The sequence below is a fragment of the Proteus sp. G2673 genome (assembly GCF_009915125.1).
GTDB classification, from domain to species: domain Bacteria; phylum Pseudomonadota; class Gammaproteobacteria; order Enterobacterales; family Enterobacteriaceae; genus Proteus; species Proteus penneri.
Genome location: NZ_JAABLT010000014.1, coordinates 113,998 through 138,778, shown reverse-complemented (window position 1 = coordinate 138,778; position 24,781 = coordinate 113,998). Strand labels below are relative to the sequence as shown.

Genomic DNA, 24,781 nt, shown 5'->3' with positions numbered 1-24,781 from the left:
AGAAGCTACTCTGACACAAAGAAAATGTATCAGAGCAGTTCACGAATAAGGATAGAACTCAGAAAGGCTCAGGTATTACGATAACACTATTGATTAATAGAGTTTTTTCGCTGTTTCATACCAATCTGCTTTAAAGACACGTTTCATATTCATGACCGCATCAATAATATCATGGTGAACCAGTTTTTCATTTTGAATACCAACACAACGACCACCGTAACCTTCTAATAGCAGTTGTACAGAATAAGCTCCCATACGAGAAGCAAGAATACGGTCGTAAGCAACTGGAGAACCACCACGTTGGATATGACCTAATACCGTTGCACGCGTTTCATGTTTAGTTTCGGCTTCAATAAAACGAGCTAATTCATGCACATCACAAACGTGTTCGGTGATTGCGACGATTGCGTGGCGTTTACCACGTTCAATACCTGCTTTGATTTCTGCCAGCAATTCATCACGATCAAAAGGTAATTCAGATTCAGGCAGAACAACAAATTCACAGCCCCCTGCGATTGCCGCAGACAGTGTTAAGTCACCACAGTAACGCCCCATCACTTCCACGATAGAGATACGTTTGTGAGAAGTTGATGTATCACGTAAGCGGTCAATTGCTTCAACAGCCGTTTCTAATGCAGTAAAATACCCGATAGTATAATCAGTGCCAGCAACGTCATTATCAATTGTGCCCGGTAAACCGATACATGGAAAACCTGCTTCCGTCAGTTTTTTCGCACCAAGATAAGAACCATCACCGCCAATAACGACTAGGGCATCAAGCTCATTTTGTTTCATGTTCTCGATGGCAACAGCGCGAACGTTGTCTTCACGGAATTCAGGGAAACGAGCAGAACCAAGGAACGTACCACCACGGTTGATCATGTCTGACACACTAAAACGGTCGAGTTTTTTCATGCGATTTTCGTATAGCCCCATATAGCCATCCATAATCCCATAAACCTCTAAACCTTCACTTAGTGCGGCACGAACAACACCACGGATCGCGGCATTCATACCTGGTGCATCACCACCACTTGTTAAAACCCCAATTCTTTTGATCCTATTGACCATGATTACCTCTGATTCTTATTCGATGTAATTATTGCAAAATTGTTGGAATAACTTTTTATCTCAATATCGGCTTGTCTGGTATTATATACCGATATCGTAAATGCTGAATTGATTCAACAATACCATTGTACGCATATTTTTTACCAGTTCATCATTATCGTATATTTTTTTTCATAAACTTGATGCGCATTAAACTAATCAAATGGGCTATATAAAGATTATACTAGTCTATCTCAAATATGTTTCTCTAATAAGTTAACACTTTTTATACAGACACTTTACTGCCTTTTTGCATTCATCTCAAAAAAACGCTATTTATGCTAAAAAATAGCATCGGCATATTTTGATAAATATTCAGTTTTTCTCTGGTGTGATGTTCTATCTGCCGTTTATCTCTCTATTTTGTGATGTCATCCTTTTAAAGAAAAAAATGATCTAAGGTACATTTGTGACCGACAACAAAGTTCTCTGGTTGATTTACCGCTTTTCAACCGAGACTGATACAGTGGAACTTTCACTTAATAGGAGGTTTTATGTTTGATTTAACGGGTAAAATCGCTTTAGTTTCAGGTGGCGCAAAAGGCATTGGTAAAGGTATTGTCATCGCCCTAAAAAATAGTGGTGCTAAGGTGATTATTGCCGATATTGATGATGTTGCTGGCAATAAAACAAAACAAGAATTAAATGTTGAGTTTATGCACCTTGATGTCACTCATCAATCCGCCTGTGAAAAAGTGGTTGATGATGTCGTAAAAGAGTATGGCAAACTTGATATTCTTTGTTCCAATACAGGCATTTTCCCTCAAGCCACGATTAAAGAGATGACCGAAGCTGATTGGGATAAAATGCATACAGTTAACCTTAAAGGTATGTTCTTTTTAGTGAAAGCTGCACTTCGTGTCATGGAGAAACAAAAACAAGGTCGTGTGATTATCACGTCATCCATTACGGGTGCAATCACAGGCTATCCAGGTTGGAGCCACTACGGGGCAAGCAAAGCAGGACAACTTGGCTTTATGCGCAGCGCAGCATTAGAATATGCACGTCATGGTATAACCATTAATGCTGTGATGCCGGGTAATATCCTCACCGAAGGCTTACAGGCGCAAGGTGAAGCGTATTTAAATCAAATGAAGGCATCAATCCCAACACATACTTTAGGTGAACCTGAAGATATCGGTTACGCCGCTGCCTTCTTTGCGTCGAATGAAGCAAAATATATTACAGGGCAGACAATTATTGTCGATGGTGGACAGATTTTACCTGAATCTCCAGAGGCGTTGTTGTAATATATTTTAGGGTGGAATAATTCACCCTAATTTTTACTTATAAATTAATATAAATTTTTGAGTTATAGCTAATTAATCGTGTTATTAGGTGATTTAATAAAGAATGGAACAGGCTTAGCATCATGAAAATACTTCATTTGATTAATTTACAAGGGTTTGGTGGTGCTGAACGTTTGTTTATTGAATATTTAAAAAATAGTTCATTTCAAAATGAGATTTTGTGCACCAGCAACTCTTTAAATAAAAATCTGAGCCAAGAACTTAAGTCTTTTAATATAAAATATGCCAATAAAATTGCTTCTACTAAAATAAAATATCCTTCTTTTTTAAGAAAATATGTCTTAACAAAAAAAATTGAGGCAAGCAAAGCTGATGTCACTTTAGTATGGGACTTTGTCCCAAGATTATCTAGAAAACCCAAAAATACTAGCTTGGTCTATTATGATCATGGTTGTTCTTGGCAATATCCTATAAATCAAAAAACGCAATTTTTTTTCCAGATCCTTGACTCTGGTATTGCTGTATCGAATGCATCAAAAAGAGTAATGGAATTAAGATTTAAACCTCTATTTGATATTAATATTGTTATCAATAGGTTACCTAATATAGCTCATAAAACAACACATACCTTTAAACAAAATATCATTACATTAGGCGTGGCTTCTCGACTTGTTGGGTTAAAAGGTATAGGAATAGCCATTATCGCTTTGAAAGAATTAAAAAATAAAAATATTTCCGCAAAACTCATTATTGCAGGAGAAGGAGAGCAACGGCGTGATTTAGAAAATTTAGCATCTAAATTAGACCTTGAAGATTCTATTGAGTTTATAGGATATCAATCAGAGATGTCTATTTTTTATTCAAAAATAGACATCTATTTAAGTACACCAATATTAGAAGCATTCGGTTTGTCATGCATAGAAGCTCTATCAAATGGAATTCCAGTTATATTTCCTAAACTGAATGGACAACCTGAAGCAATAAAAGACAAATATTGTGGTATAGGTATTAAACCGACATTATCTATTTCGGAATATAATGAACTTACCGATTTAGATGTAATGTTTTCTTATGAAGTTTATGATCCAATCTTAGATCAATTGACAAAAGCAAAATTAATTTCACCTAAAGAATGTGCAAATAGTATTATAGAAATTACAAATAATTATCAATTTTACAGTAAAAATGCGATTCATTGGGCTGAAAAAGTAACTGACTATAATTTGTTTATACTTGAATTTGAAAGTTGTTTAAATAAATTAGCATTACAAACCAAATAATAGTGGGTATATACCCACTATTTATATAGGCCTAGAGCTAAGGTCTTATTCTTTTGACCCATGAGCGAACAAAAATACGCCATAAAGCCATTCTAACTTTTATACAGAAACTTCTTTTCTTATATTGATCATTATAAAAAGAAATTCTTTTTTGTAACAAAATAGCTCTTTCTTCTTCTAATGTTGATTGTTCACAATGGCTTGTTAACATTATCGCTGGTGGTATCACTGCTTTCAATTTTACAATATTTCTTTGTTGCATAAAGCGCCATGCATCAGCTTCGAGCCTAACAGGATAAAGATATTGGAGTAGGTTTTTCGCTGCAACATTATTAATAATATAACCATATGCATAGTCAGCATCAATGACATTAACTAAAAAATAGTTTTTATATAAACGCTTTTTAAAGGTATCTATATATTCATTGACCTGACTCAGTAAATAAACTAATGAATTATCTCTATGTTTTTCATTATACTCGCCTACCATATCATAAATAATTTTTATATTTTCACTTATCTTAGCATCATCTTCTAGAATTAAAGCCATAGCAATTTTTTCAGAAACTATTTTCTCATACACTTTGAGATGGCTTAAAGAACACCCTAAAACACCATGAGTCATTCCATTAAGGTAAAAGTCCTGACTAAGCTCATTTATCTGTTCTTCTGTCAATAATTTTCCATTTACAGCTTCTATAAATTCGACTTTTAACCCTAAAGAATCAGCTTGTTTCTGTATTGTAGCCCTTCGTTCCTGATCATTCTTCAGGTTAATAACAAAAATATTCATTTCTATTCACACCAGATATTGATTATCCTAGTCAAAATAATATGTTAAAAAGTAGTTTTATCATAGATATGCTGTTATAAATTTGAAGATACAATAAAAACAATCACATCACCATATGATATCATTAACTTTCCTTATGGTTTTTAGCTTTATGAAATCAAAAAATAAAACTGAAATAATAAATATAATTACTGAAGATTTGCTACGTTATACATCAGAAAGTAGCTTTAAATCAATATTGAGAACATTAAGAAAAAATGAATCATTTAATTTTTCATTTTGGTTCAGATTGTGTTCATATGAAAATAAGTGGATAAGAAAATTAGCTCGAAAAATATATAAAAATAAATGTAAAAAATACAATATCTATCTCCCTGTTGAGACCAGAATTAAAGGCGGGTTATATATTGGACATGTATCTGTTGGTGGAATATGTATAAATCCAAACACAATTATAGGAAAAAACTTCTCATTAAGTCATCAAGTTACTATAGGCTCTAATAAACAAAATCCTGCCATTATAGGTGATAATGTTTATATCGCTCCACATGTTTGTGTCGTAGAAAATGTAATTATTGGAAATAACATAAAAATAGGCGCGGGAGCGGTAGTCATTCATGACATCCCAGATAATGTAACAGCTGTTGGTGTACCAGCCCGAGTGGTAAAAAGGTAACGGGCAAAAAAAAGCCCCTCTCCAGAGGGGCTGCAAAAGACAGGGATGGTGTCTATGGCAAGGAAAAAACTTCGTTGTTGCTACTTACTCTCTAACTAGGTACTACTTTACTACACTCTTACTTCATTACTAATTCTGTTGACTTTGTTGGTCAAAATACGACATTCGCTGTTGGTAATTCTTTTCCAATTGCGCTTTCTGTTCTGGGGTTAACAACTGATACATTTGGTTATGGACTTTTGCCATTTCTACATGGCGCTCTATTGCTTGTTTATCCATATCTTGCATCTGTGCTCTGACTGCTGCTTCGTCAAACTTTTCAGCAGTAACTAATTTATGCATATTCTCATGATATTGACGGAAATTTCCGTTATATCTATCTTGATGATGCTGGCGCATTAAATCGCGCATTTGAGTACGTTGTTGCTCAGTTAATGTGATACCGTTAAACATACGTGACTCGCCATAATTGCGATCCATCATATGTCCTCGTTGTCCGCGGTGACCTCTATAATCACGGTCGCCATGCATTCCATAGCCATAACCGCAGTGGTAGTTACCATTATACTGTTGCTCAGTAGGCAGATTAGTATTTGCGGTTTCAGCTAATACCATCGTCGGAGCTGCCAAAAACATTGATGCTAGTGCAACTACTGCTACTTTACGCATTGCTTCACTCCTAATTCGGTAAATTAATACCGACCTAATTAATACGACTCAATGTGTATAATTCATATGTGTAATTCTTTGCTATGTGGATTACTATACCGTTACGGCTGCAAACTAGCGTCAGAGCGTGTAAAAGAACGTAAAGTCATAGATTCGCGCTATTTATTATCGTATTTTTCTCTTGGAGGAATTGACGAATGCATAAAATCTTATTAGTGGATGACGATCGCGAATTAACATCGCTATTGAAAGAACTGCTTGAAATGGAAGGCTTTAATGTTGTAATCGCCTCTGATGGCGAACAAGCACTTAAACTTTTGGATGCGTCTGTCGACTTGTTATTACTGGATATCATGATGCCACGTAAAAACGGGATTGAGACACTCAAAGAGTTACGCCAAAATTTCCAGACACCAGTCATTATGTTAACGGCAAGAGGCAGTGATCTTGACCGAGTTCTTGGCTTAGAGCTAGGTGCTGATGATTATTTACCAAAACCTTTTAATGATAGAGAGCTAGTTGCGCGTATCAGAGCTATTTTGCGTCGTTCAAACTGGAGCGAACAAAAACAGACTGATAGCACGACATCTCCAACATTACAGGTTGATAAATTACAACTTAACCCTGGCCGACAAGAAGCAAGTTTTGATAATAAACCGCTAGAGTTAACAGGAACTGAGTTTACTCTGCTTTATTTACTTGCTCAGCATTTAGGACAAGTGGTATCACGCGAACATCTAAGTCAAGAAGTCCTTGGCAAGCGCTTAACACCGTTTGATAGAGCGATTGATATGCATATTTCCAATTTACGCCGTAAATTACCAGAAAGAACAGATGGACAACCTTGGTTTAAAACGTTACGTGGCCGCGGTTATCTAATGGTTTCAATAACTTGATAAATATTCTTTATGATAAATAGTCTGTCAGCGCGCATTTTCGCAATATTCTGGCTGACGCTAGCATTAGTTCTCGTGCTAGTTATGATGGTTCCAAAGCTGGACTCGCGCCAGCTTACCCCTCTTTTAGAGAGTGAATACCGTCAAGGCGTTATGCTAGAACAACATATCGAAGCTGAATTAGCTCAAGATCCGGCTAACGATCTCCTTTGGTGGCGTCGATTAATTCGAGCTATTGATAAATGGGCTCCCCCTGGCCAACGTTTAATTATTGTCACGAGTGAAGGCCGGATTATCGGTGCTCAACGTAATGAGATGCAAGTTGTCAGAAACTTTATTGGTCAATCTGATAACGCCGATCATCCCAAAAAGAAAAAATATGGTCGCTCTGAGATGCTAGGGCCTTTTTCTGTAAGGGATGGTGAAGATCATTACCAACTTTATCTCGTGCGCCCTTCAAGTAGCCCTCAATCTGACTTTATCAACTTATTATTTGATAAACCATTGTTGCTACTCATATTCACCATGCTTATCAGCACACCATTATTAGTATGGCTTTCTTGGAGCTTAGCAAAACCCGCAAGACAGCTTAAAAATGCGGCTGACGATGTGGCTAAAGGTAACCTACGCCCTCACCCTGAACTAGAAACTGGCCCTCAAGAGTTTTTAGCCGCAGGCACGAGTTTTAATCAGATGATAAGTGCTCTTGAACGTATGGTAGAGGCGCAACAACGTCTGATCTCTGATATTTCTCATGAACTACGTACCCCATTAACACGCTTACAATTAGCCAGTGCATTGTTACGTCGTCGTAGTGGAGAGAGCAAAGAACTAGAGCGCATTGAAACTGAAACTCAGCGCCTTGATGGTATGATTAATGACTTACTAGTACTTTCCCGTAATCAGTATAAAAACGAGTTATTACGCGAAACGGTAAAAGCCAACGAATTGTGGGATGACATTTTAGATAACGCTAAATTTGAGGCCGAACAAAGTAATAAGACACTGCAAGTCACAACACCTCCAGGAGCCTGGCCTATTTACTGCAATCCATATTCTCTGGCGAGTGCATTTGAGAATATAGTCCGTAATGCTCTGCGTTATTCAAATTCTCGCATTGAAGTCGCGTTTACTGAACAGAACCAAGGTATCACCATTATTGTTGATGATGATGGCCCTGGCGTTAGCCCTGAAGATAGAGAGCATATCTTCCGACCATTCTATCGCACTGACGAAGCTAGAGATCGTGAATCCGGTGGTACTGGCTTAGGATTAGCGATTGTTGAAACTGCCGTCAGCCAACACAGAGGCCATGTTAAAGCCGATGACAGTCCATTAGGTGGGTTGAGGGTTGAGATTTGGTTGCCGAGAGCGGGTGCAAGTAACAAATCGCCAACGGCTTAATAGAGTAATTAAACTGTTGTATCAAAATATCCTGCCATCTATTGAAGAATAGGTGGCATATTCTTTTTGTTCGCATTTATTGATGCAATTCAGAATGATCTGGCTGAATCGATCGCTATTCCGATATTTATATATCTACAATCAATGCTAAAATACCCAGCTATTACTTGACCGTCTGGTTTGAAGAGTCTACTCTCAGTGCGGATTTTCGCATATTGTTAAAGTATGCTTATATAATAAAATTCTTATATTACATATAGATAAGGGTTTTTCGAGATAAATTTTGGCGCTCTGGGGGCCGTAAACCCAGTGCGGTAGCTTTGTAATAAATATATTTTTCCTCCCTACATTAATAATTAATTTGTTCTTATTAAAGGATAAGTAATGCCTAGAAATATTGCAGTGATCTTAGCTTCAGGAACAGGTTCTCGCTTCGAATCCAAAATTCCAAAGCAGTTTGTAAAATTAGCAGGGAAGCCCGTCATTCAATATACTATCGAAGCTTTTGAGAATTGTTCAGCTATAGATGAAATTTATGTTGTCACTAAAGAAGATTATATCGACTTGGTTTATGAAATTACTAATAAAAACGAATTAAAGAAAATATCTAAAGTAATTTCAGGTGGTAAAGAACGTTATGATTCAACATGGGCTGCAATTAACGCTACACCTGAAGAAAATTGCAATTTAATTATTCATGATGCAGTTAGACCATTTATTTCAGAAAAAATTATTAATGACTGTATAGCGGCCTTAGTAAAATATAACGCTGTAGACGTTGTTGTAGATGCTGTAGACACAATTGTTGAAGTTGATGGTAATTTTATTTCTAATATTCCTGACAGAAGAAAATTAAAACGCGGACAAACTCCCCAAGCTTTTAAAAGAGATACATTAAAAGATGCCTACAATAAATTCTTTTTAGATCCACAAAAAGCAGCATCAGATGATTGTGGCATTGTACTAAAATACTTAAAAGAAGAAAAAATATATACAGTCAATGGCGCGGAGTCTAACTTCAAGTTAACACATCAACAAGATTTATATTTAGCTGATAATATTATAAAAGATGGCTTATATACTCGATTAAATGCTGATAGTAACTTAATAAAAGAGAAAATAGACAATAAAGTTGTAGTCGTTATTGGGGGTAGTAGTGGTATTGGGGAAGATATTGTCACTCAATGTAAAAAATTAAATAGCAGAGTTTACTCTTGTAGCCGAAGTCAAAATAACGTAGATGTAACAGATAAAAAAAGTATTGATTTATTTCTCCATGAAATTTCTCTTAAAGAAAATAGAATAGACTTTATTATTAATACGACAGGTCTATTAATAAAAAAACCTCTTTTATCCATGAGCAATTCTGAGATTACTGATAGCTATATGATAAATTACACTGGTGTAATTAATGTAGCACTCGCATCTTATAAATATCTAAAAGAATCTCAAGGTATGCTCATTAACTTCACATCTAGTTCATTTACTAGAGGAAGACCTAATTATAGTATTTATTCATCAACAAAAGCTGCAATTGTTAATTTTACTCAAGCAATTGCAGAAGAATGGCTGCCATTAGGTATTAAAGTAAACTGCATTAATCCTGAAAGAACAGATACGCCGATGAGACGTAGTAATTTTGGGATTGAGCCAGCTAATTCATTACTTAGTGCAGAGGCTGTTGCCAAATTTACGCTATCTGCGATGTCATTTGAACATACTGGACAAGTTTTTAGTATAAAGAATGATTTATGAGCCTTAAAAAAAATATAATTAATTTATTTGGAACTCAAGTAGTCAGCTACTTAGTTCCATTATTACAATATCCATATCTAAGTAGAGTCATTGGTACTGATATTCTGGGCTTATATATTTTCTCAATATCAATCATTAATATATCTAATATTATAACAACATTTGGCTTCGATATTTATGTAGCCAAACGAATAGCTGAAGGAGAAAATAGCAAAAAGGATGTAAGTATTTTTATATTTCAGACGTCAGTATTAAAAATAATTTTACTAATTATTCCTTTGATTATAATTTTCATATCAAAGTTTAGCACATCATATTTTGAAGATAATAATATATTATTATTGCTAATATTTTCTGTACTAGTCAATACATTCAATTTAGTTTGGTTATTTCAAGGATTAGAGAAACTCTATATATATAGCCGAATTATAATAACAACTAAAATAATATCTTTGCTATTAATATTTTTAATTGTTAAAACTAAAAATGATATTAATTTATTATTTTTAATTACTTTTTTTCAATATCTATTATCTGTACTGTTGTGCTTTTTTTATTGTTATAAATCTGGTTATAAAATAATTCCATCTTCTTTACAAAGCACAGTTAGTTTACTTATTAATTCATTTGAATATTTTTTATCCCGCCTAGGCACTTCAATTTATTCAACATGTGGTAGCTTTTTCTTAGGTTTATTTTCTGGTTCATTGCATCAAGTAGCCATTTATGGTGCAGCCGAACAGCTATATAAAGCTGGCGTATACACTATGACAGCTATTTCCACCCCTCTTATTCCATATATGGCAAGAACAAAAAATTACTTAGTTTTTTACAAAGTAACAATATTATCCATTATAATGACTTTGATTGGTGCATTTATTGGATTCTTTTATGGTAAAGATATTATATATCTAATATATGGTAATAATTTAATTGATGCATATCCAATACTCTGTATTTTTATGATAACAATTGTTATTAGTATTATAGGTATTCAATTTGGATACCCTGCATTAATACCTATAAACAAAACTAAGATAGCTAACTATAGTGTAATAATAGCAGGAATAATACAGCTACTTGGAATTATCACATTACACTTATTAAATATAGATATTAATGCCAAGAATATAACTATATTATATTTAGCTAGTGATAGCACCATGACTTTAATAAGATTTATGACTTTTATTAAAAATAGAAATACTAGGAATAAAAATGGTCTTTAGCTTTATATTATATAATTTCATTCTATTTTCAAGTACACTTTTTATTTTTTTATTTAACATAACAAAATCAAAATATATTAAACATATATTTATATTTATATCTTTCTTTATAGTATTTATACCATCAGCATTACGTTATAATATAGGGACTGATTATAGAACTTATGTTGAAATATTCAACAAATTAAAACTTTACCATTATTCTTATGTGGAGTTTGGATACACTCAATTAAATCAATTAATTATATCCCTTAACTTAACTTCAGAATATTTATTTGCGATTGTAGCATTTTTAACATATTTTTTCATATATCTAACATATTCTAAGTCAAATAAAAGCTATATATTTCATTTTTTATTTATTTGTACAGGATATTTTTCTAGTTTTTATCTATTACGCTCAACTATTTCATTATCAATTTGTATCTTTGCAATAGCCTTATACTTAAATAACTCTAAAGTCTTTATATTTTTATTATTAATTTTTATAGCCTCACTATTCCATAAAGCAGCACTAATATATATGCTTATTCCAATATTAGGCTCAATGAAATTGAAAAAACTTTATATAAATCTTCGGTTTATAATTTTACTTTCTATTTTTGTAATATTTATCTTTAAAGACCAATTAGTTACCTTTGTATTTCATAGTAAATTAATAGATATTCTAGGATATTCAGATTATGTTTCATCAGAACTATTTTCTAAAAAAACATCATATGGAAGTGGTCTAGGAATTTTATTAAGAGCTCTTCCTCTTATCATAATAATCCTTCTTACAAAAAAATTATTAACCCATGATAAAAGAAATAGTTTAATAATTTTTACAGCATTAATATCTATTATATCTATAATTTTTTCATCGACTATTGAAATTTTTTCTCGTCTTGAAAAAATGTTCATATTTTCTTACATGTTTGGTATTATAGCTATATTACAATGCCCAACAATCAAATTTAGAAATTTTTATTGCTTCTTTTTCATATTAGTATACCTCCTTATATTTGAATTAACTATTATTAATTCATCATCTTATAAATGTGAGGGGGCTAGAATAACTCCCTACGTAAGTATATTAAATAAAGAAGATGATCAGAGCCTAAATTTAACTAGAATACAATGTGAGAAATTATAATTTATGTTTATGCTTAAAATAAAAAAATTATTATTTTATATTTTTATTGGTTATCCTATCTATATTATTTCCTTTTTAATAAAAAGGGATCATGACCTATGGCTAATAGGTTCTAAAGATGGATTTAGATGCAACTCTAAGTATTATTTTATTTCACATATAAACTCATCATTAAATAGTAAAATAAAACTATATTGGATAGCCAAAGATAAAAACACGTTTAATAAACTCACTGCTCTATCGTTACCTTGTGTTTATAAATACTCAATCAAAGGATTTATTTTTTTATTAAAAGCTAAAGTATATATTACTTCATATGGTACACAATTTGATTTATCGTTCTGGACTTCTGGAAATGTTTTTAAATGTTATCTTTGGCACGGAGTAGGGATAAAAAATATTGGTTATCTATCTAAAAAAGAAAACATAAGAAGAATGTATCACTCAAAAAATATTTTTAATATAGTCAAATATTATCCCTATAGAGAAAAACCTAATCTCTTTCTCTCCACCTCCCCATTAATGAATAAACATTTCAGCGAAGCATTTAATATAGACAAAAAGAATATATTTGAAGGATTATATCCTAGGTGTGAGTTTTTGCTTAGCTCTAAAGATGATGTTGCTAGTTTTATTAATAAATATGAAGATAATGAAATTAAGGGCATTATAAATCAATTAAAATGTTATGATAAAATTTACTTTTATATGCCAACTTGGCGTAGTAATAAAAAAAATATATTTAAATTTTTGAATTGGGATATAGAACAACTCAATGACATTTTAATAAAAAACAATGCTTTTCTTATATTGAAACTACATCCAATGTCGGAATACGAAAAATCTATAATAGAATATAGTAATATAATGATACTTAACAATAATATAGATCCATATCCTATATTATATTATACAGATACTTTAATTACAGATTATTCATCTGTATATTTTGACTACATCTTATTAAAAAATAAAGAACTTGTTTTATATCCTTTCGACCTAGAGGAGTATACTAATGAAGAAGATGATTTAGCATTTGACTACAAAGAATATACCCCGGGTATATACATATATACCTTTCATGACTTATTAGAATTTATAGATGGCATTTATAGTAATAATGAAGATTCATCAAGAAAAATAAACGAAATAAGAAATATATTTTGGGGAAATTATGAGTCTAAAAAATCAATACAATTAAAAGAAAAAATAGAAAAATCATTATGAATATAAAGTATTCCATTATAATACCAGCATTTAATGCAGAAAGTTATTTAACAAAAATAATATCATTTTCAAAAAAGATTTTAAAAAAAAGAGAAGATATTGAAATAATTTTTGTGGATGATGGCTCAATAGATAATACTTCATCAATTCAAAATAAAAGTGAGAATATAAAATATATTTATCAAGAAAATGGTGGGGTATCTAGTGCCAGAAATTTAGGATTAAAGTCAGCTATAGGAGAATTTATTTTATTTCTAGATGCTGATGATACATATGATGATAATATATTTTCAGTATTAGATGTTTTTACTACAGATGAACAATCAAATATTTTTTTATTAAATTATTCTATAAATAAGAAAATACAAAATGATACTCTCTCACTTCTAAATAAAAATATATTTAATTGGATGGAAGTGTCAAATATGTTTTTTAAAAGAGAAATAAAACTGCATATTTGCGCAGTGTGTTTTAGAAAAAAACATCTATTAAGTAACTCTATCTTTTTTCCTAACGGATATTCTTTTGGTGAAGATAGTTTTTTTATATTATCTAGCATTTATAATGAACAGAAAATTCATTATATAAAGAATTCACTTTATAACTATAATTTTCACCATGGCAGTGTTGTTAGCACGCCTTTAAATAAAAACAAAATAGATGTTATCGAGCTTTATTTAACGTTAAGAGAAGAGAAATATAAAGAAAATAAAGTCATTATTTACTTTATAGAAAGAACATATTTATATTTATTAAAACTAGCTATAAAATATGGAATTCGTGATAAAGAGACCATGCAACAACTGAAAAAATATAAATTTATACTTAATTCAAAAAACTCTTCTAGAAATATTTCATTTAACATTATTAAGTTTTTTATATATAACTTTAATCATATTATTATTGATATAATATATTTAAAATCAAGAGCTAGAAAATGAAATTCTCTGTATTAGTTTCACTATATTTTAAAGAAAACCCTATTAATTTAGACTCCGCACTTAGAAGCCTGTGGAGTGAACAAAAATTATTACCAACAGAAATAATAATAATAAAAGATGGTCCTTTAACACTAGAGTTAGATAACATATTAGACAAATGGAAGGATTTATTATCTAATAATTTAAAAATTATAGCATTAAAAAATAATGTAGGTCTTGGATTTGCATTAAATGAAGGTTTAAAGCATTGTACATATGATTGGGTTTTTAGAATGGACACTGATGATATATGCTTACCAAACCGTTTTGAAAAACAAATTGATTTTATAAAACATAATCCAGACATTTCGCTTTTAGGTTCATCAACAGAAGAATTTGATGAAAATATGGAAAACTCTTTTGGCTATCGTATTAATCCAACAGAACATAACGATATAGTCAATTATGCAAAAAAAAGAAATCCCATTAATCACATGACCGTTGCTTTTAAAAAAGAAGCTGTTTTAGCCGTCGGCGGGTATCAACATCATTTATTTATGGAAGATTATAACTTATGGATTAGAATGATTTCTTCTGGATATAAAGTAGCTAATTTACCTGATATTCTTGTCAAAGTTAGAGCAGGTAACTCTATGGTTACACGAAGAAAAGGGCTCAAATATATAAAAAGCGAATATAAATTAGCTAATTTAAAAATAAAAACGAATTTAGATAATTCTTTTTCTGCATATTCTATTTTTCTACTGAGAAGTATTCCAAGAATGCTACCTACATCTTTTTTATCTAAAATTTATAAAATGTTAAGAAAATAACCAAGGTATTTCTATGCTAACAATCATCGGTGGTTCAGGTTTTATTGGCACACGCCTTTCAGATCAACTAACTAAAGAAAATATTGAATTTAAAATTGTAGATATTGCTAAAAGTGAAAAATATCCTGAAAAATGGATATTTGGTGATGTAACAAAACCAGATACATTACTTGAACCATTAAAAGGCTCTGATGTTATTATCAACTTAGCGGCACAACATAAAGATAATGTTCATCCTATTAGTTTATATTATGAAGTTAATGTAGATGGAGCTAAAAATGTTTGTGATGTTGCTGAACAACTAAATATTAAACATATCGTATTTACTTCATCTGTTGCTGTATATGGATTTGTTGAAAAAGAAACGGGTGAAGATGGTGAGTTTCATCCATTTAATGATTATGGAAAATCAAAACTTGAAGCTGAACATAAGTATGAAGCTTGGTATAAAAAAGATAATACAAATACATTAATCGTTATCAGGCCAACCGTTGTATTTGGTGAAGGCAATAGAGGGAACGTATATAACCTATTCCGCCAAATAGCATCGGGTAAATTTTTAATGGTGGGTTCAGGTAATAATAAAAAATCTATGGCTTATGTAGAAAACATCGCTGCTTTCTTAAAATTTGCTACTAAAATAGAATCTGGTCATCATATATTTAATTATATTGATAAACCTGATTTTACTATGAATGAATTGACAGATATCATTTATACAGCTCTAGATAAACGACATACCCACATTAAAGTTCCTTATGCTATTGGATTACTTGGTGGATATTGTTTTGATGTTCTTTCTAAAGTTACAGGTAAAGAATTCCCTGTAAGCAGTATTCGAATCAAAAAATTCTGTGCCCGCACTCAATTTAAATCAAATAGTATTACTAATACTGATTTTAAAGCGCCAGTTACTCTTCAACAAGGTATTGCTAACACAGTTAAAAATGAATTTTTATAATAGATTAATTTTAAATAGTCTTTGTATTAACAAATAATTAAAATACACCCTACACTTCTCTACTTATTTTCTAATAAAAAATTAATTTTACATTAATTTAATAAGTATATGATCCTTATGATTGCTAAATATACTATACCTTTACTAAAGAGTGAGAATTAACACTAAAATATCTATTTTTATTCTAGTATAGTGAAATTATAAATACATATACTTTAGATAAGAGAAACCATGAAAATCACCATCTCCGGTACCGGCTATGTCGGTCTATCTAACGGGATACTGCTTTCCCAACACAACAAAGTTGTTGCGTTAGATATCAATAAAGAAAAAGTTGAATTACTTAACAAAAAAATCTCGCCAATTACAGACAAAGAAATTGAAGAGTTTTTAGCAACCAAAGAGCTCGACTTTACAGCAACATTAGATAAAGAATTCGCTTATAAAGATGCTGAATTCGTTATCATTGCTACACCAACCGATTATGATCCTAAAACGAACTATTTCAACACCTCTTCTGTAGAGTCTGTTATTCGTGATGTTTTAGAATATAATCCAAACACGACAATGATTATAAAATCAACCATTCCTGTTGGTTTTACCAAAGAGATGAGAGAGAAATATAATACCAATAATATTATTTTCTCCCCTGAGTTCTTACGTGAAGGTCGTGCGCTTTACGATAACTTATACCCATCTCGTATTGTGATTGGTGAACAATCAGAAAGAGCACAAAAGTTTGCTGACCTTTTACAACAAGGCGCACTGAAAAAAGATATTGATGTTCTGTTCACTGACTCCACAGAAGCCGAAGCGATTAAATTATTTGCTAATACTTATCTAGCACTCCGTGTTGCTTACTTTAATGAGCTAGATAGCTATGCCGAATCTTATGGCCTAAATGCAAGACAAATCATTGAAGGTGTCTGCTTAGATCCGCGTATTGGCAATCACTATAACAATCCATCATTCGGTTACGGCGGTTACTGCTTACCAAAAGATACCAAGCAACTGTTAGCCAACTACGACTCTGTCCCTAATAATATTATTAGTGCCATCGTGGAAGCAAACCGCACACGTAAAGATTTTATTGCAGACTCTATTATTGCAAAATCACCCAAAATCGTCGGCGTATATCGTTTAATTATGAAATCTGGCTCGGATAATTTCCGTTCTTCTTCTATCCAAGGCATTATGAAACGCATTAAAGCCAAAGGGATTGAAGTGGTGATTTATGAACCAGAGATGAAAGAAGAGACCTTCTTTAATTCAAAATTAATTCGTGATTTAAATGAGTTTAAAGCAATGTCTGATGTCATTATTACCAATAGAATGTCATCAGCACTAAACGATGTTGAAGAAAAAGTTTATACTCGTGACCTCTTTGGTAACGATTAAATCGATTTTATATGCTCAATATCGTCTTATTTGAACCCGAAATTCCACCGAATACGGGTAATATTATCCGCCTGTGTGCTAACACAGGCTTTCATCTTCATTTGATCCAACCATTGGGTTTTACTTGGGATGATAAACGTCTACGTCGTGCAGGGCTTGATTATCGTGAATTTGCTGATATTAAACAGCACCACGATTATTATGCTTTTTTAGAAAGTGAAGGTTTAAACCCTGATAATGCACAATCACCATCAGGTGCGCGTGTATTTGCCTTAACCACAAAAGGCACGCCAGCACATAGCAATGTCAGTTATCAAGATGGAGATTATCTCCTGTTTGGCCCTGAAACCCGTGGTTTGCCACCTTATGTATTAGATAATATGCCAACACAGCAGAAAATCAGAGTCCCAATGCTTGCTGATAGCCGCAGTATGAATCTGTCAAATACGGTTGCGGTTGTGGTTTTTGAGGCATGGCGCCAACTTGGTTATCCTGGTGCATTACTAAGAGACTGAAATGCAAAAAGCGCTGATCATAAATAATGACTAGCGCTTTTTAACTTCAAATAACTAACATGTTAATTTATTACATTGAGGATTGTTTTATTTCAGCAACAACCTTCGTGATATATCGACACCCTTCCCCTACATCCTTCAGTACTAATGCATGAGCTCCAATCACCGCATTATCACCAATCTCTATCTCACCGCCGATAATCGATGAGTTACAACCAATATAAACGTTATTACCAACCCGAATATCCGCTTTGCCATTCTTTTCTTTTACACCGATTGTCACACCTTGCATTAACGTCACATTCTCGCCTAGCTGACAGTAATTAGTTAGTACGATCCCTATGGGATGTGGTAATGAAAGGCCTTTACCTATGCGCGTTCTTAGTGAGATATCGTTGCAATATATACGATTGTTTTTAGCACCAATACGAATGCCTAATTTTTTGATAAAACGATTTTTAGAAAAATAAAAGAATTGGGCGACACGCCACCAAAATAGATAACGTGAACGTTGGCAGAAAAAAACACGGTGATAAAGTCTTATCCAACTAAAAGGCTTGTTATCACCTATATACTCAGCGTGTAAACAAGCCTTTAGTTCAGAAAGGGTGACTTCAGTTAATGCCATTAAATGCCATCACCACATTCAAAACCGGGTACGACACCATTAAAGTGTTGATCCATATCGAGTGAAGGCTTGTCACTGGTCGGCTTACCAACAATGCGAGCAGGAACACCAGCAACGGTAGTGTGCGCAGGAACTTCATGTAAAACGACTGATCCCGCACCAATTTTGGCACCGCGACCAATCTCGATATTGCCGAGTATTTTTGCACCCGCACCAATCATTACACCTTCACGCACTTTAGGATGACGGTCACCACAAGTTTTACCTGTTCCACCTAACGTCACAGATTGTAAAATAGAAACATCGTTCTCTACGATAGCGGTTTCACCAATTACAATGCCTGTTGCGTGATCAAGCATAATACCGTGGCCAATACGGGCAGCTGGATGAATATCAACACCAAAGGTCACAGAAATCTGGTTTTGCAGATACACCGCTAACGCTTTGCGATCTTGATTCCATAACCAATGCGCGATGCGATAAGCTTGTAAGGCATGGAAACCTTTTAAATAAAGCAGTGGTGTAGAGTATTTATCAACGGCAGGATCGCGTAAACGCACAGCCGAAATATCATAAGCTGCCGATTCAATCATAGAATTATCACTACGATATGCTTCTTCAACAATCTCCCGAACAGCAATCGCGGGCATTGTTTGAGTTGCTAGCTTATTTGCCAACATATAACTTAAGGCACTACCTAAGTTTTCATGTTTGAGTAATGTCGCATGGAAAAAACTCGCCAAAATTGGCTCGCAATCTGCCAAGCATCTTGCTTCATTTTTAATATGATCCCAGACTCTTTTTAGCTCTTCTAGCGACATACTCACTCTCATTCTTTTTACATCGAAGCCTAAGTAAAGACTTAGGCTTCTTATGTTTAAAACTGAAATAAATAACTATCTAAAATAGACTTAGAACAGATTGCTGTCTATCTCATCTTTAGTAGCTCGGCCTAATAAAGATAATGCCGCTTCTTTCGCGTCTTTATGCTGATATAAAATTTGGTAGATCTGCTCAGTAATAGGCATTTCAACACCAACTTGTTCGGCTAATGCGCGAACTTCTTTAGTATTACGATAGCCTTCAACTACTTGTCCAATTTTTTCTTGGGCAGTCTCCACATCAAGGCCTTGACCTAACATCATACCAAAGCGACGATTACGAGATTGGTTATCGGTACAGGTTAAAACTAAATCACCCAACCCCGCCATGCCCATAAAGGTTGCAGCATCTGCACCTAACGCTTTACCTAAACGGCTCATTTCAGCAAGGCCACGAGTAATCAATGCTGTACGCGCATTAGCACCAAACCCCATACCATCAGACATACCTGCGCCAATAGCAATCACGTTTTTTACCGCACCACCTAATTGGACACCGATAAAGTCAGGATTTTTATATACTCGGAAACTTTTGCCACAATGGAACAACTGTTGTAACTCTTCAGAGAAGGTATTGTCCGTTGAAGCCACAGAAATCGCAGTAGGCAGACCTGCTGCAAGCTCTTTGGCAAAAGTAGGGCCAGATAAAACTGCAAGCGGGATTTCATTACCTAATACTTCACGCGCTACATCTTGCAATAAGCGACCAGTATGAGCCTCAAGTCCTTTTGTCGCCCAAACAACACGTGCATCCTGACGTAAAAAGGGTTTGATCTGCTGTAATACATCACCAAAAACATGGCTTGGGATCACAACCAGAATATTACGGCTAGCTTCAATGGCTTTTTGCAAAGAAGCTTCCATGTATAAACTATCAGGAAAGGAAACATCGGGCAGAAAGGCCTGATTACAGCGAGCTTGCTCTAACGCAGCAACATGTTCAGGATCATGGCCCCAAAGTACAACATCATGGCCATTGCGCGCTAAGGTAATCGCTAAAGCGGTGCCGTATGAACCGGCACCGATAACTGTCATAGAAGCGTTCATTAAGCTTCTTCAGCCCCTTCATTAGCGGCATCAGTTTGTTGCTGTTGTAAATAGTTCATAAACAACGCATCAAAGTTAACTGGTGCTAAGTTCAGTTGTGGGAAAGTACCACGGCTGACTAAGTTAGTGATACATTCACGAGCATAAGGGAACAGAACGTTAGGGCAATATGCACCTAAGCAATGTGCTAATTGAGTGCCTTCAATACCTTCAACGGTGAAGATACCTGCTTGTTGCACTTCACACAGGAATGCAGTTTCGTTATCCATAGTTGCAGTTACAGTAACGCGCAGAATAACTTCATAGACGTTTTCAGCTAAAGTGTTAGAAGAAGTATCTAAATCTAATTTAACTTCTGGTTGCCACTCTTTTTGGAAAACTTGTGGGGCATTAGGCGCTTCAAAAGAGATATCTTTTGTATAGATACGTTGAATTTGAAAAGTCATCTCTTGGTTTTGCTGTTCTGACATAATAATCTTACCTTTTTATATCCTTATTAATTGAATAGCAGTAAGTATAGAACTCAATCTGCCCGCTCGTTATTTTTTACCTTTAGCCAGTGGTAAATTTTCACCACTCCAGCCTGAAAGACCATCTTTTAAGATAAAGACTTTTTCAAAACCGAGTTTAATTAAGCTTTCTGCCGGTTTTGCACCTTCAATGCCTGACGGTGATACAACAATAACTGGCTGTGATTTATATTTCTCCAGCTCAGCAATATTATTATTTTTGATTTCAGAAGGCGTTAAATTGATAGAATCAATGATGTGTCCTTTACGGAATTCATCACGGCTACGGATATCAACACACACCGCATTCTCTTTATTTATCAAAGAAATCGCTTCTGTACGGGAAATATTTTTCGTCTTAGAAAAAAGCCCTTTAAAGGTCAATACGATGACCGCCACCAGCAGCGCAACCCAAACAAAACTTAACAGGGTGTGCCGGTTGAAAAATTGCATTACTTCTTGCAGCATAGGATGCAATCACTCTCGTTAGTTAAAAATAGTATCAAAGAGCCAAAGTATACCTTTGTCATGGCGCAATTACAGCCTATTCCTGCGTTTCTCTTTCAGTTTTTGCGGAAAGTTTCTCAACAATCATTTTTTTTATTGACGGATTTATGTACCATTAGTGTCGGTTCCGTGAAAAATGATGAATTGAAAAGGCCTTACCTTTTTACTCTACAGGATCCCTCTTCAGGCAAGCTATTAATAAATCAACATCCCTAATAGTGGCTACTTACGTATAAAATCGCCCATATTACGTAAGATTTATACCTGTCTGAGATACAACAACTATCTGTTATTTATTTAAAAGTATTGAGAACACGAGCATGTCGCAAACAAATCAAGTGCCTAAAATTGGATTCGTTTCATTAGGTTGCCCTAAAAATTTAGTGGACTCTGAACGTATCCTAACCGAACTGCGTACAGAAGGTTATCAAGTTGTTCCTACCTATAATGATGCTGATTTAGTCATCGTCAACACCTGTGGGTTTATTGACAGCGCAGTACAAGAATCGCTAGAAGCGATTGGTGAAGCACTCGATGAAAACGGTAAAGTTATTGTCACTGGTTGCTTAGGTGCAAAAGAGAACCAAATTCGTGAAGTGCATCCTAAAGTACTCGAAATCACAGGGCCTCATAGTTATGAGCAAGTTTTATCTCATATTCACCACTATGTCCCCAAACCTGATCACAACCCTTTTCTCAGCCTTGTTCCTGAACAGGGTGTAAAATTAACGCCCCGTCATTACGCGTATTTAAAAATTTCTGAAGGCTGTAATCATCGTTGTACTTTCTGCATCATCCCATCAATGCGAGGTGATTTAGATAGCCGTCCAATTGGTGAAGTATTAAGTGAAGCAAAAAGATTAGTTAATGCGGGCGTAAAAGAGTTACTGGTTATTTCTCAAGACACTTCTGCTTACGGTGTGGATACTAAACATCAAACAGGCTTTTGGGATGGAATGCCTGTCAAAACCAGTATGGTCAGTTTATGTGAACAACTGGCAAAATTAGGTATTTGGGTTCGCTTACATTATGTTTATCCATACCCACATGTCGATGATGTCATTCCTTTAATGGCTGAAGGTAAAATTTTGCCTTATTTGGATATTCCATTACAGCATGCTAGCCCTAAGATTTTAAAACTAATGAAACGCCCAGGTTCCGTTGAGCGTACCTTAGAGCGCGTAAAACGCTGGCGTGAAATTTGCCCAGAATTAACTTTACGTTCTACCTTTATTGTCGGTTTTCCGGGTGAAACAGAAGAAGATTTCCAAATGCTATTGGATTTCCTCACCGAAGCACGTTTAGATCGCGTAGGTTGCTTTAAATACAGCCCTGTTGATGGTGCAAAAGCAAATGAACTGGCAGATCAAGTGCCTGAAGAAGTGAAAGAAGAGCGTTATCATCGCTTTATGCAATTACAGCAACAAATTTCGACTGAACGTCTACAAGAGAAAATCGGTAAAGTGTTGCTTGTTATGATTGATGAAGTCGATGAAGAGGGGGCAATTGGTCGCAGTATGGCTGATGCGCCTGAAATTGATGGTGCCGTTTATCTCAATGAGCAATTTGATGTAGAACCAGGGCAAATCGTTCGTGTGCTTATTGAACATGCAGATGAATATGATCTGTGGGGTACTATCGTCGAATAATCTCTATCTTAGACAGCGTGATAATCTATTGCGCTGTCACATAGATTGCCTCTTTTTTCCTCTCTTCCACTATTATTGCTTTATAATCTCTTATTAATTGAATAGATTACCTGTTAGGTATTATCTGAAATTTCGGCTTTATTTCGTGTTAGCTGGTCAGTTGTTTTGTGGCATGAAATAATCTTACAAACTGTTATGAAGGGTACGTTGGTCAGATGGCAAAGAAAATGGATCTTCAAAAAAAAACACATCCGTCTTATCGTGTATTTTCTTTACCGTTAATCACGTTGATCATTAGCACAACGCTCTTTTCTGCATCTCCTGTTTTTGCTAACACATTAACAGATAATCGTAATCAGCTAAAAGATCTACAAACCACGATCGCAGAAAAAGAAAAACAGGTTCAAGAACAGCAAAAACAACGAACTGCACTTCTTAATCAATTAAAAACGCAAGAAACCCAAATCTCTAATGCCAGTCGCTCTGTGCATGAAACACAAAACCGCTTACAAACATTGGGTAAAGAGATAAAAACCATTACCGCAAATATTGCACGTCTACAAAAACAGTATCAGTCTCAACAAGAGTTATTAGCTCGCCAAATGGATGCGGCTTATCGTCAGGGTAAACATCAAGGTATAGAGCTTCTATTTCGAGGTGAAGAAGGCCAACGTGAAGAGCGTATTTTAGCGTATTACAGCTATATCAATGATGCGCGCAAAGAGACAATGGCCGAACTGGCTGAAACCTCAAAAGAACTGGAAGCGGAAAAAGCCGCACAGCAAGCAAAACAAAACGAACAAAAACAAGTCTTAACTAAACAACAACAAGAAAAACAAAAGCTGGATAACGCATTAGCCGCGCGACAAAAAACACTAACCCAACTTGAATCCACCTTAAAAGCGGATCAGAAAAACTTAGCCACTATGCGAGCTAACGAAGCGCGATTAAGAAATAAAATTGCGCAAGCAGAGCGAGAAGCCAAAGCTCGCGCAGAACGTGAAGCCCGAGAAGCGGCACGCATTGCAGCCAAACAACGAGAAGCTCAACAGCGCGGTTCAACCTATAAACCAACAGCTGAAGAGCAATCATTGATGTCACGTACTGGTGGTTTAGGTAAACCTGCGGGACAAGCAATTTGGCCAATAAGAGGCTCTTTATTACACCGTTTTGGTGAATCTATTTCTGGCTCTGGTGAATTACGTTGGAAAGGAATTGTCATACCTGCTGCACAAGGCACAGAAGTAAAAGCCATTGCTGATGGGCGAGTGTTATTAGCCGATTGGCTTCAAGGCTATGGTTTAGTGGTTGTGGTTGAGCATGGTAAAGGTGATATGAGCCTTTACGGTTATAACCAAAGTGCTTTAGTGAGTGTTGGTCAACAGGTTAAAGCAGGCCAGCCTATTGCTTTAGTTGGTAACAGTGGTGGGCAAGAGCGTTCAGCACTCTATTTTGAAATTAGACGTCAAGGAAAAGCAGTAAACCCTGTTCCTTGGCTTGGGAGGTAGG

General features: G+C 34.5%; 24 protein-coding genes. 16 read left to right on the top strand and 8 right to left on the bottom strand.

Annotated elements, in window-relative coordinates; all coding sequences use genetic code 11:
- Positions 1–93: 93 nt before the first annotated feature.
- On the bottom strand, positions 94–1,071 hold the full coding sequence (gene pfkA / locus GWI59_RS07580) for a 6-phosphofructokinase (protein WP_109398909.1): 978 nt from the start codon (positions 1,069–1,071) through the stop codon (positions 94–96).
- A 533-nt stretch (positions 1,072–1,604) separates the two neighbouring features.
- Between pfkA and fabG the strand changes: the two genes are divergently transcribed.
- On the top strand, positions 1,605–2,360 hold the full coding sequence (gene fabG, locus GWI59_RS07575; protein WP_006534171.1) for a 3-oxoacyl-ACP reductase FabG: 756 nt from the start codon (positions 1,605–1,607) through the stop codon (positions 2,358–2,360).
- Positions 2,361–2,482: 122 nt separating this feature from the next.
- A complete protein-coding gene (locus GWI59_RS07570) occupies positions 2,483–3,640 on the top strand; it encodes a glycosyltransferase (RefSeq protein ID WP_161724384.1) in 1,158 nt (385 codons plus the stop codon).
- A gap of 37 nt (positions 3,641–3,677) precedes the next feature.
- On the opposite strand, the gene GWI59_RS07565 is transcribed toward GWI59_RS07570, so the two are convergent.
- Positions 3,678–4,433 (bottom strand): glycosyltransferase family 25 protein, encoded by a 756-nt coding sequence (locus GWI59_RS07565; protein ID WP_161724382.1) that lies wholly within the window; start codon positions 4,431–4,433, stop codon positions 3,678–3,680.
- Between the two features lie 151 nt (positions 4,434–4,584).
- Between GWI59_RS07565 and GWI59_RS17590 the strand changes: the two genes are divergently transcribed.
- Positions 4,585–5,109 carry a serine acetyltransferase gene (locus GWI59_RS17590; RefSeq protein ID WP_265820734.1) on the top strand — a complete coding sequence of 175 codons (525 nt, stop codon included), beginning with the start codon at positions 4,585–4,587 and terminating at the stop codon, positions 5,107–5,109.
- A 129-nt stretch (positions 5,110–5,238) separates the two neighbouring features.
- Here GWI59_RS17590 and cpxP read toward each other — a convergent pair whose 3' ends face one another.
- Complete coding sequence (gene cpxP, locus GWI59_RS07555) at positions 5,239–5,778, bottom strand: cell-envelope stress modulator CpxP (RefSeq protein ID WP_161724378.1); 540 nt, start codon at positions 5,776–5,778, stop codon at positions 5,239–5,241.
- 197 nt (positions 5,779–5,975) lie between these two features.
- Here cpxP and cpxR point away from each other — a divergent pair, with 197 nt between their 5' ends.
- The 11 genes from cpxR (at position 5,976) to trmL (ending at position 18,051) form a co-directional block, all read left to right on the top strand.
- Entirely contained in the window at positions 5,976–6,674 is a 699-nt protein-coding gene (cpxR, locus tag GWI59_RS07550) for an envelope stress response regulator transcription factor CpxR (protein ID WP_161724376.1), read from the top strand.
- A 12-nt stretch (positions 6,675–6,686) separates the two neighbouring features.
- A complete protein-coding gene (gene cpxA / locus GWI59_RS07545) occupies positions 6,687–8,078 on the top strand; it encodes an envelope stress sensor histidine kinase CpxA (protein WP_072064663.1) in 1,392 nt (463 codons plus the stop codon).
- A gap of 384 nt (positions 8,079–8,462) precedes the next feature.
- Positions 8,463–9,833, top strand: coding sequence for a 2-C-methyl-D-erythritol 4-phosphate cytidylyltransferase (gene ispD / locus GWI59_RS07540; RefSeq protein WP_161724374.1), 1,371 nt, complete (start codon positions 8,463–8,465; stop codon positions 9,831–9,833).
- Positions 9,830–11,062: an oligosaccharide flippase family protein gene (locus tag GWI59_RS07535; protein WP_161724372.1), complete on the top strand. Its 1,233-nt coding sequence runs from the start codon at positions 9,830–9,832 to the stop codon at positions 11,060–11,062. The genes ispD and GWI59_RS07535 overlap by 4 nt, the downstream gene beginning before the upstream one ends.
- On the top strand, positions 11,052–12,197 hold the full coding sequence (locus GWI59_RS17685) for an EpsG family protein (RefSeq protein WP_161724370.1): 1,146 nt from the start codon (positions 11,052–11,054) through the stop codon (positions 12,195–12,197). The genes GWI59_RS07535 and GWI59_RS17685 overlap by 11 nt, the downstream gene beginning before the upstream one ends.
- A 3-nt stretch (positions 12,198–12,200) precedes the next feature.
- Complete coding sequence (locus GWI59_RS07525; RefSeq protein WP_161724368.1) at positions 12,201–13,424, top strand: CDP-glycerol glycerophosphotransferase family protein; 1,224 nt, start codon at positions 12,201–12,203, stop codon at positions 13,422–13,424.
- Positions 13,421–14,365: a glycosyltransferase family 2 protein gene (locus GWI59_RS07520; protein WP_161724366.1), complete on the top strand. Its 945-nt coding sequence runs from the start codon at positions 13,421–13,423 to the stop codon at positions 14,363–14,365. Before GWI59_RS07525 ends, GWI59_RS07520 begins: the two co-directional genes overlap by 4 nt.
- Positions 14,362–15,177: a glycosyltransferase family 2 protein gene (locus tag GWI59_RS07515; protein ID WP_109406992.1), complete on the top strand. Its 816-nt coding sequence runs from the start codon at positions 14,362–14,364 to the stop codon at positions 15,175–15,177. The genes GWI59_RS07520 and GWI59_RS07515 overlap by 4 nt, the downstream gene beginning before the upstream one ends.
- 13 nt (positions 15,178–15,190) lie before the next feature.
- Positions 15,191–16,138 (top strand): NAD-dependent epimerase/dehydratase family protein, encoded by a 948-nt coding sequence (locus tag GWI59_RS07510; protein ID WP_161724364.1) that lies wholly within the window; start codon positions 15,191–15,193, stop codon positions 16,136–16,138.
- 231 nt (positions 16,139–16,369) lie between these two features.
- The gene (locus GWI59_RS07505; protein ID WP_161669202.1) at positions 16,370–17,536 is read left to right on the top strand and encodes a nucleotide sugar dehydrogenase; all 1,167 of its coding nucleotides are present in this window, start codon (positions 16,370–16,372) and stop codon (positions 17,534–17,536) included.
- A gap of 11 nt (positions 17,537–17,547) precedes the next feature.
- Positions 17,548–18,051 (top strand): tRNA (uridine(34)/cytosine(34)/5-carboxymethylaminomethyluridine(34)-2'-O)-methyltransferase TrmL, encoded by a 504-nt coding sequence (gene trmL, locus GWI59_RS07500; RefSeq protein ID WP_006534201.1) that lies wholly within the window; start codon positions 17,548–17,550, stop codon positions 18,049–18,051.
- Positions 18,052–18,121: 70 nt separating this feature from the next.
- Here trmL and GWI59_RS07495 read toward each other — a convergent pair whose 3' ends face one another.
- From GWI59_RS07495 to GWI59_RS07475, 5 genes are all read right to left on the bottom strand, one after another.
- Positions 18,122–18,679, bottom strand: coding sequence for a serine acetyltransferase (locus GWI59_RS07495; protein ID WP_006534202.1), 558 nt, complete (start codon positions 18,677–18,679; stop codon positions 18,122–18,124).
- On the bottom strand, positions 18,679–19,500 hold the full coding sequence (gene cysE, locus GWI59_RS07490; protein WP_072064676.1) for a serine O-acetyltransferase: 822 nt from the start codon (positions 19,498–19,500) through the stop codon (positions 18,679–18,681). The genes GWI59_RS07495 and cysE overlap by 1 nt, the downstream gene beginning before the upstream one ends.
- A gap of 90 nt (positions 19,501–19,590) precedes the next feature.
- The gene (gene gpsA / locus GWI59_RS07485; RefSeq protein WP_006534204.1) at positions 19,591–20,607 is read right to left on the bottom strand and encodes an NAD(P)H-dependent glycerol-3-phosphate dehydrogenase; all 1,017 of its coding nucleotides are present in this window, start codon (positions 20,605–20,607) and stop codon (positions 19,591–19,593) included.
- Positions 20,607–21,077: a protein-export chaperone SecB gene (gene secB, locus GWI59_RS07480; RefSeq protein WP_006534205.1), complete on the bottom strand. Its 471-nt coding sequence runs from the start codon at positions 21,075–21,077 to the stop codon at positions 20,607–20,609. The genes gpsA and secB overlap by 1 nt, the downstream gene beginning before the upstream one ends.
- A gap of 69 nt (positions 21,078–21,146) precedes the next feature.
- Positions 21,147–21,584: a rhodanese-like domain-containing protein gene (locus tag GWI59_RS07475; protein ID WP_023583406.1), complete on the bottom strand. Its 438-nt coding sequence runs from the start codon at positions 21,582–21,584 to the stop codon at positions 21,147–21,149.
- 359 nt (positions 21,585–21,943) lie between these two features.
- Between GWI59_RS07475 and rimO the strand changes: the two genes are divergently transcribed.
- The gene (gene rimO, locus GWI59_RS07470; RefSeq protein WP_109848264.1) at positions 21,944–23,272 is read left to right on the top strand and encodes a 30S ribosomal protein S12 methylthiotransferase RimO; all 1,329 of its coding nucleotides are present in this window, start codon (positions 21,944–21,946) and stop codon (positions 23,270–23,272) included.
- 215 nt (positions 23,273–23,487) lie between these two features.
- On the top strand, positions 23,488–24,780 hold the full coding sequence (envC, locus tag GWI59_RS07465; protein ID WP_072064678.1) for a murein hydrolase activator EnvC: 1,293 nt from the start codon (positions 23,488–23,490) through the stop codon (positions 24,778–24,780).
- The last annotated feature ends 1 nt before the right edge of the window (position 24,781 follow it).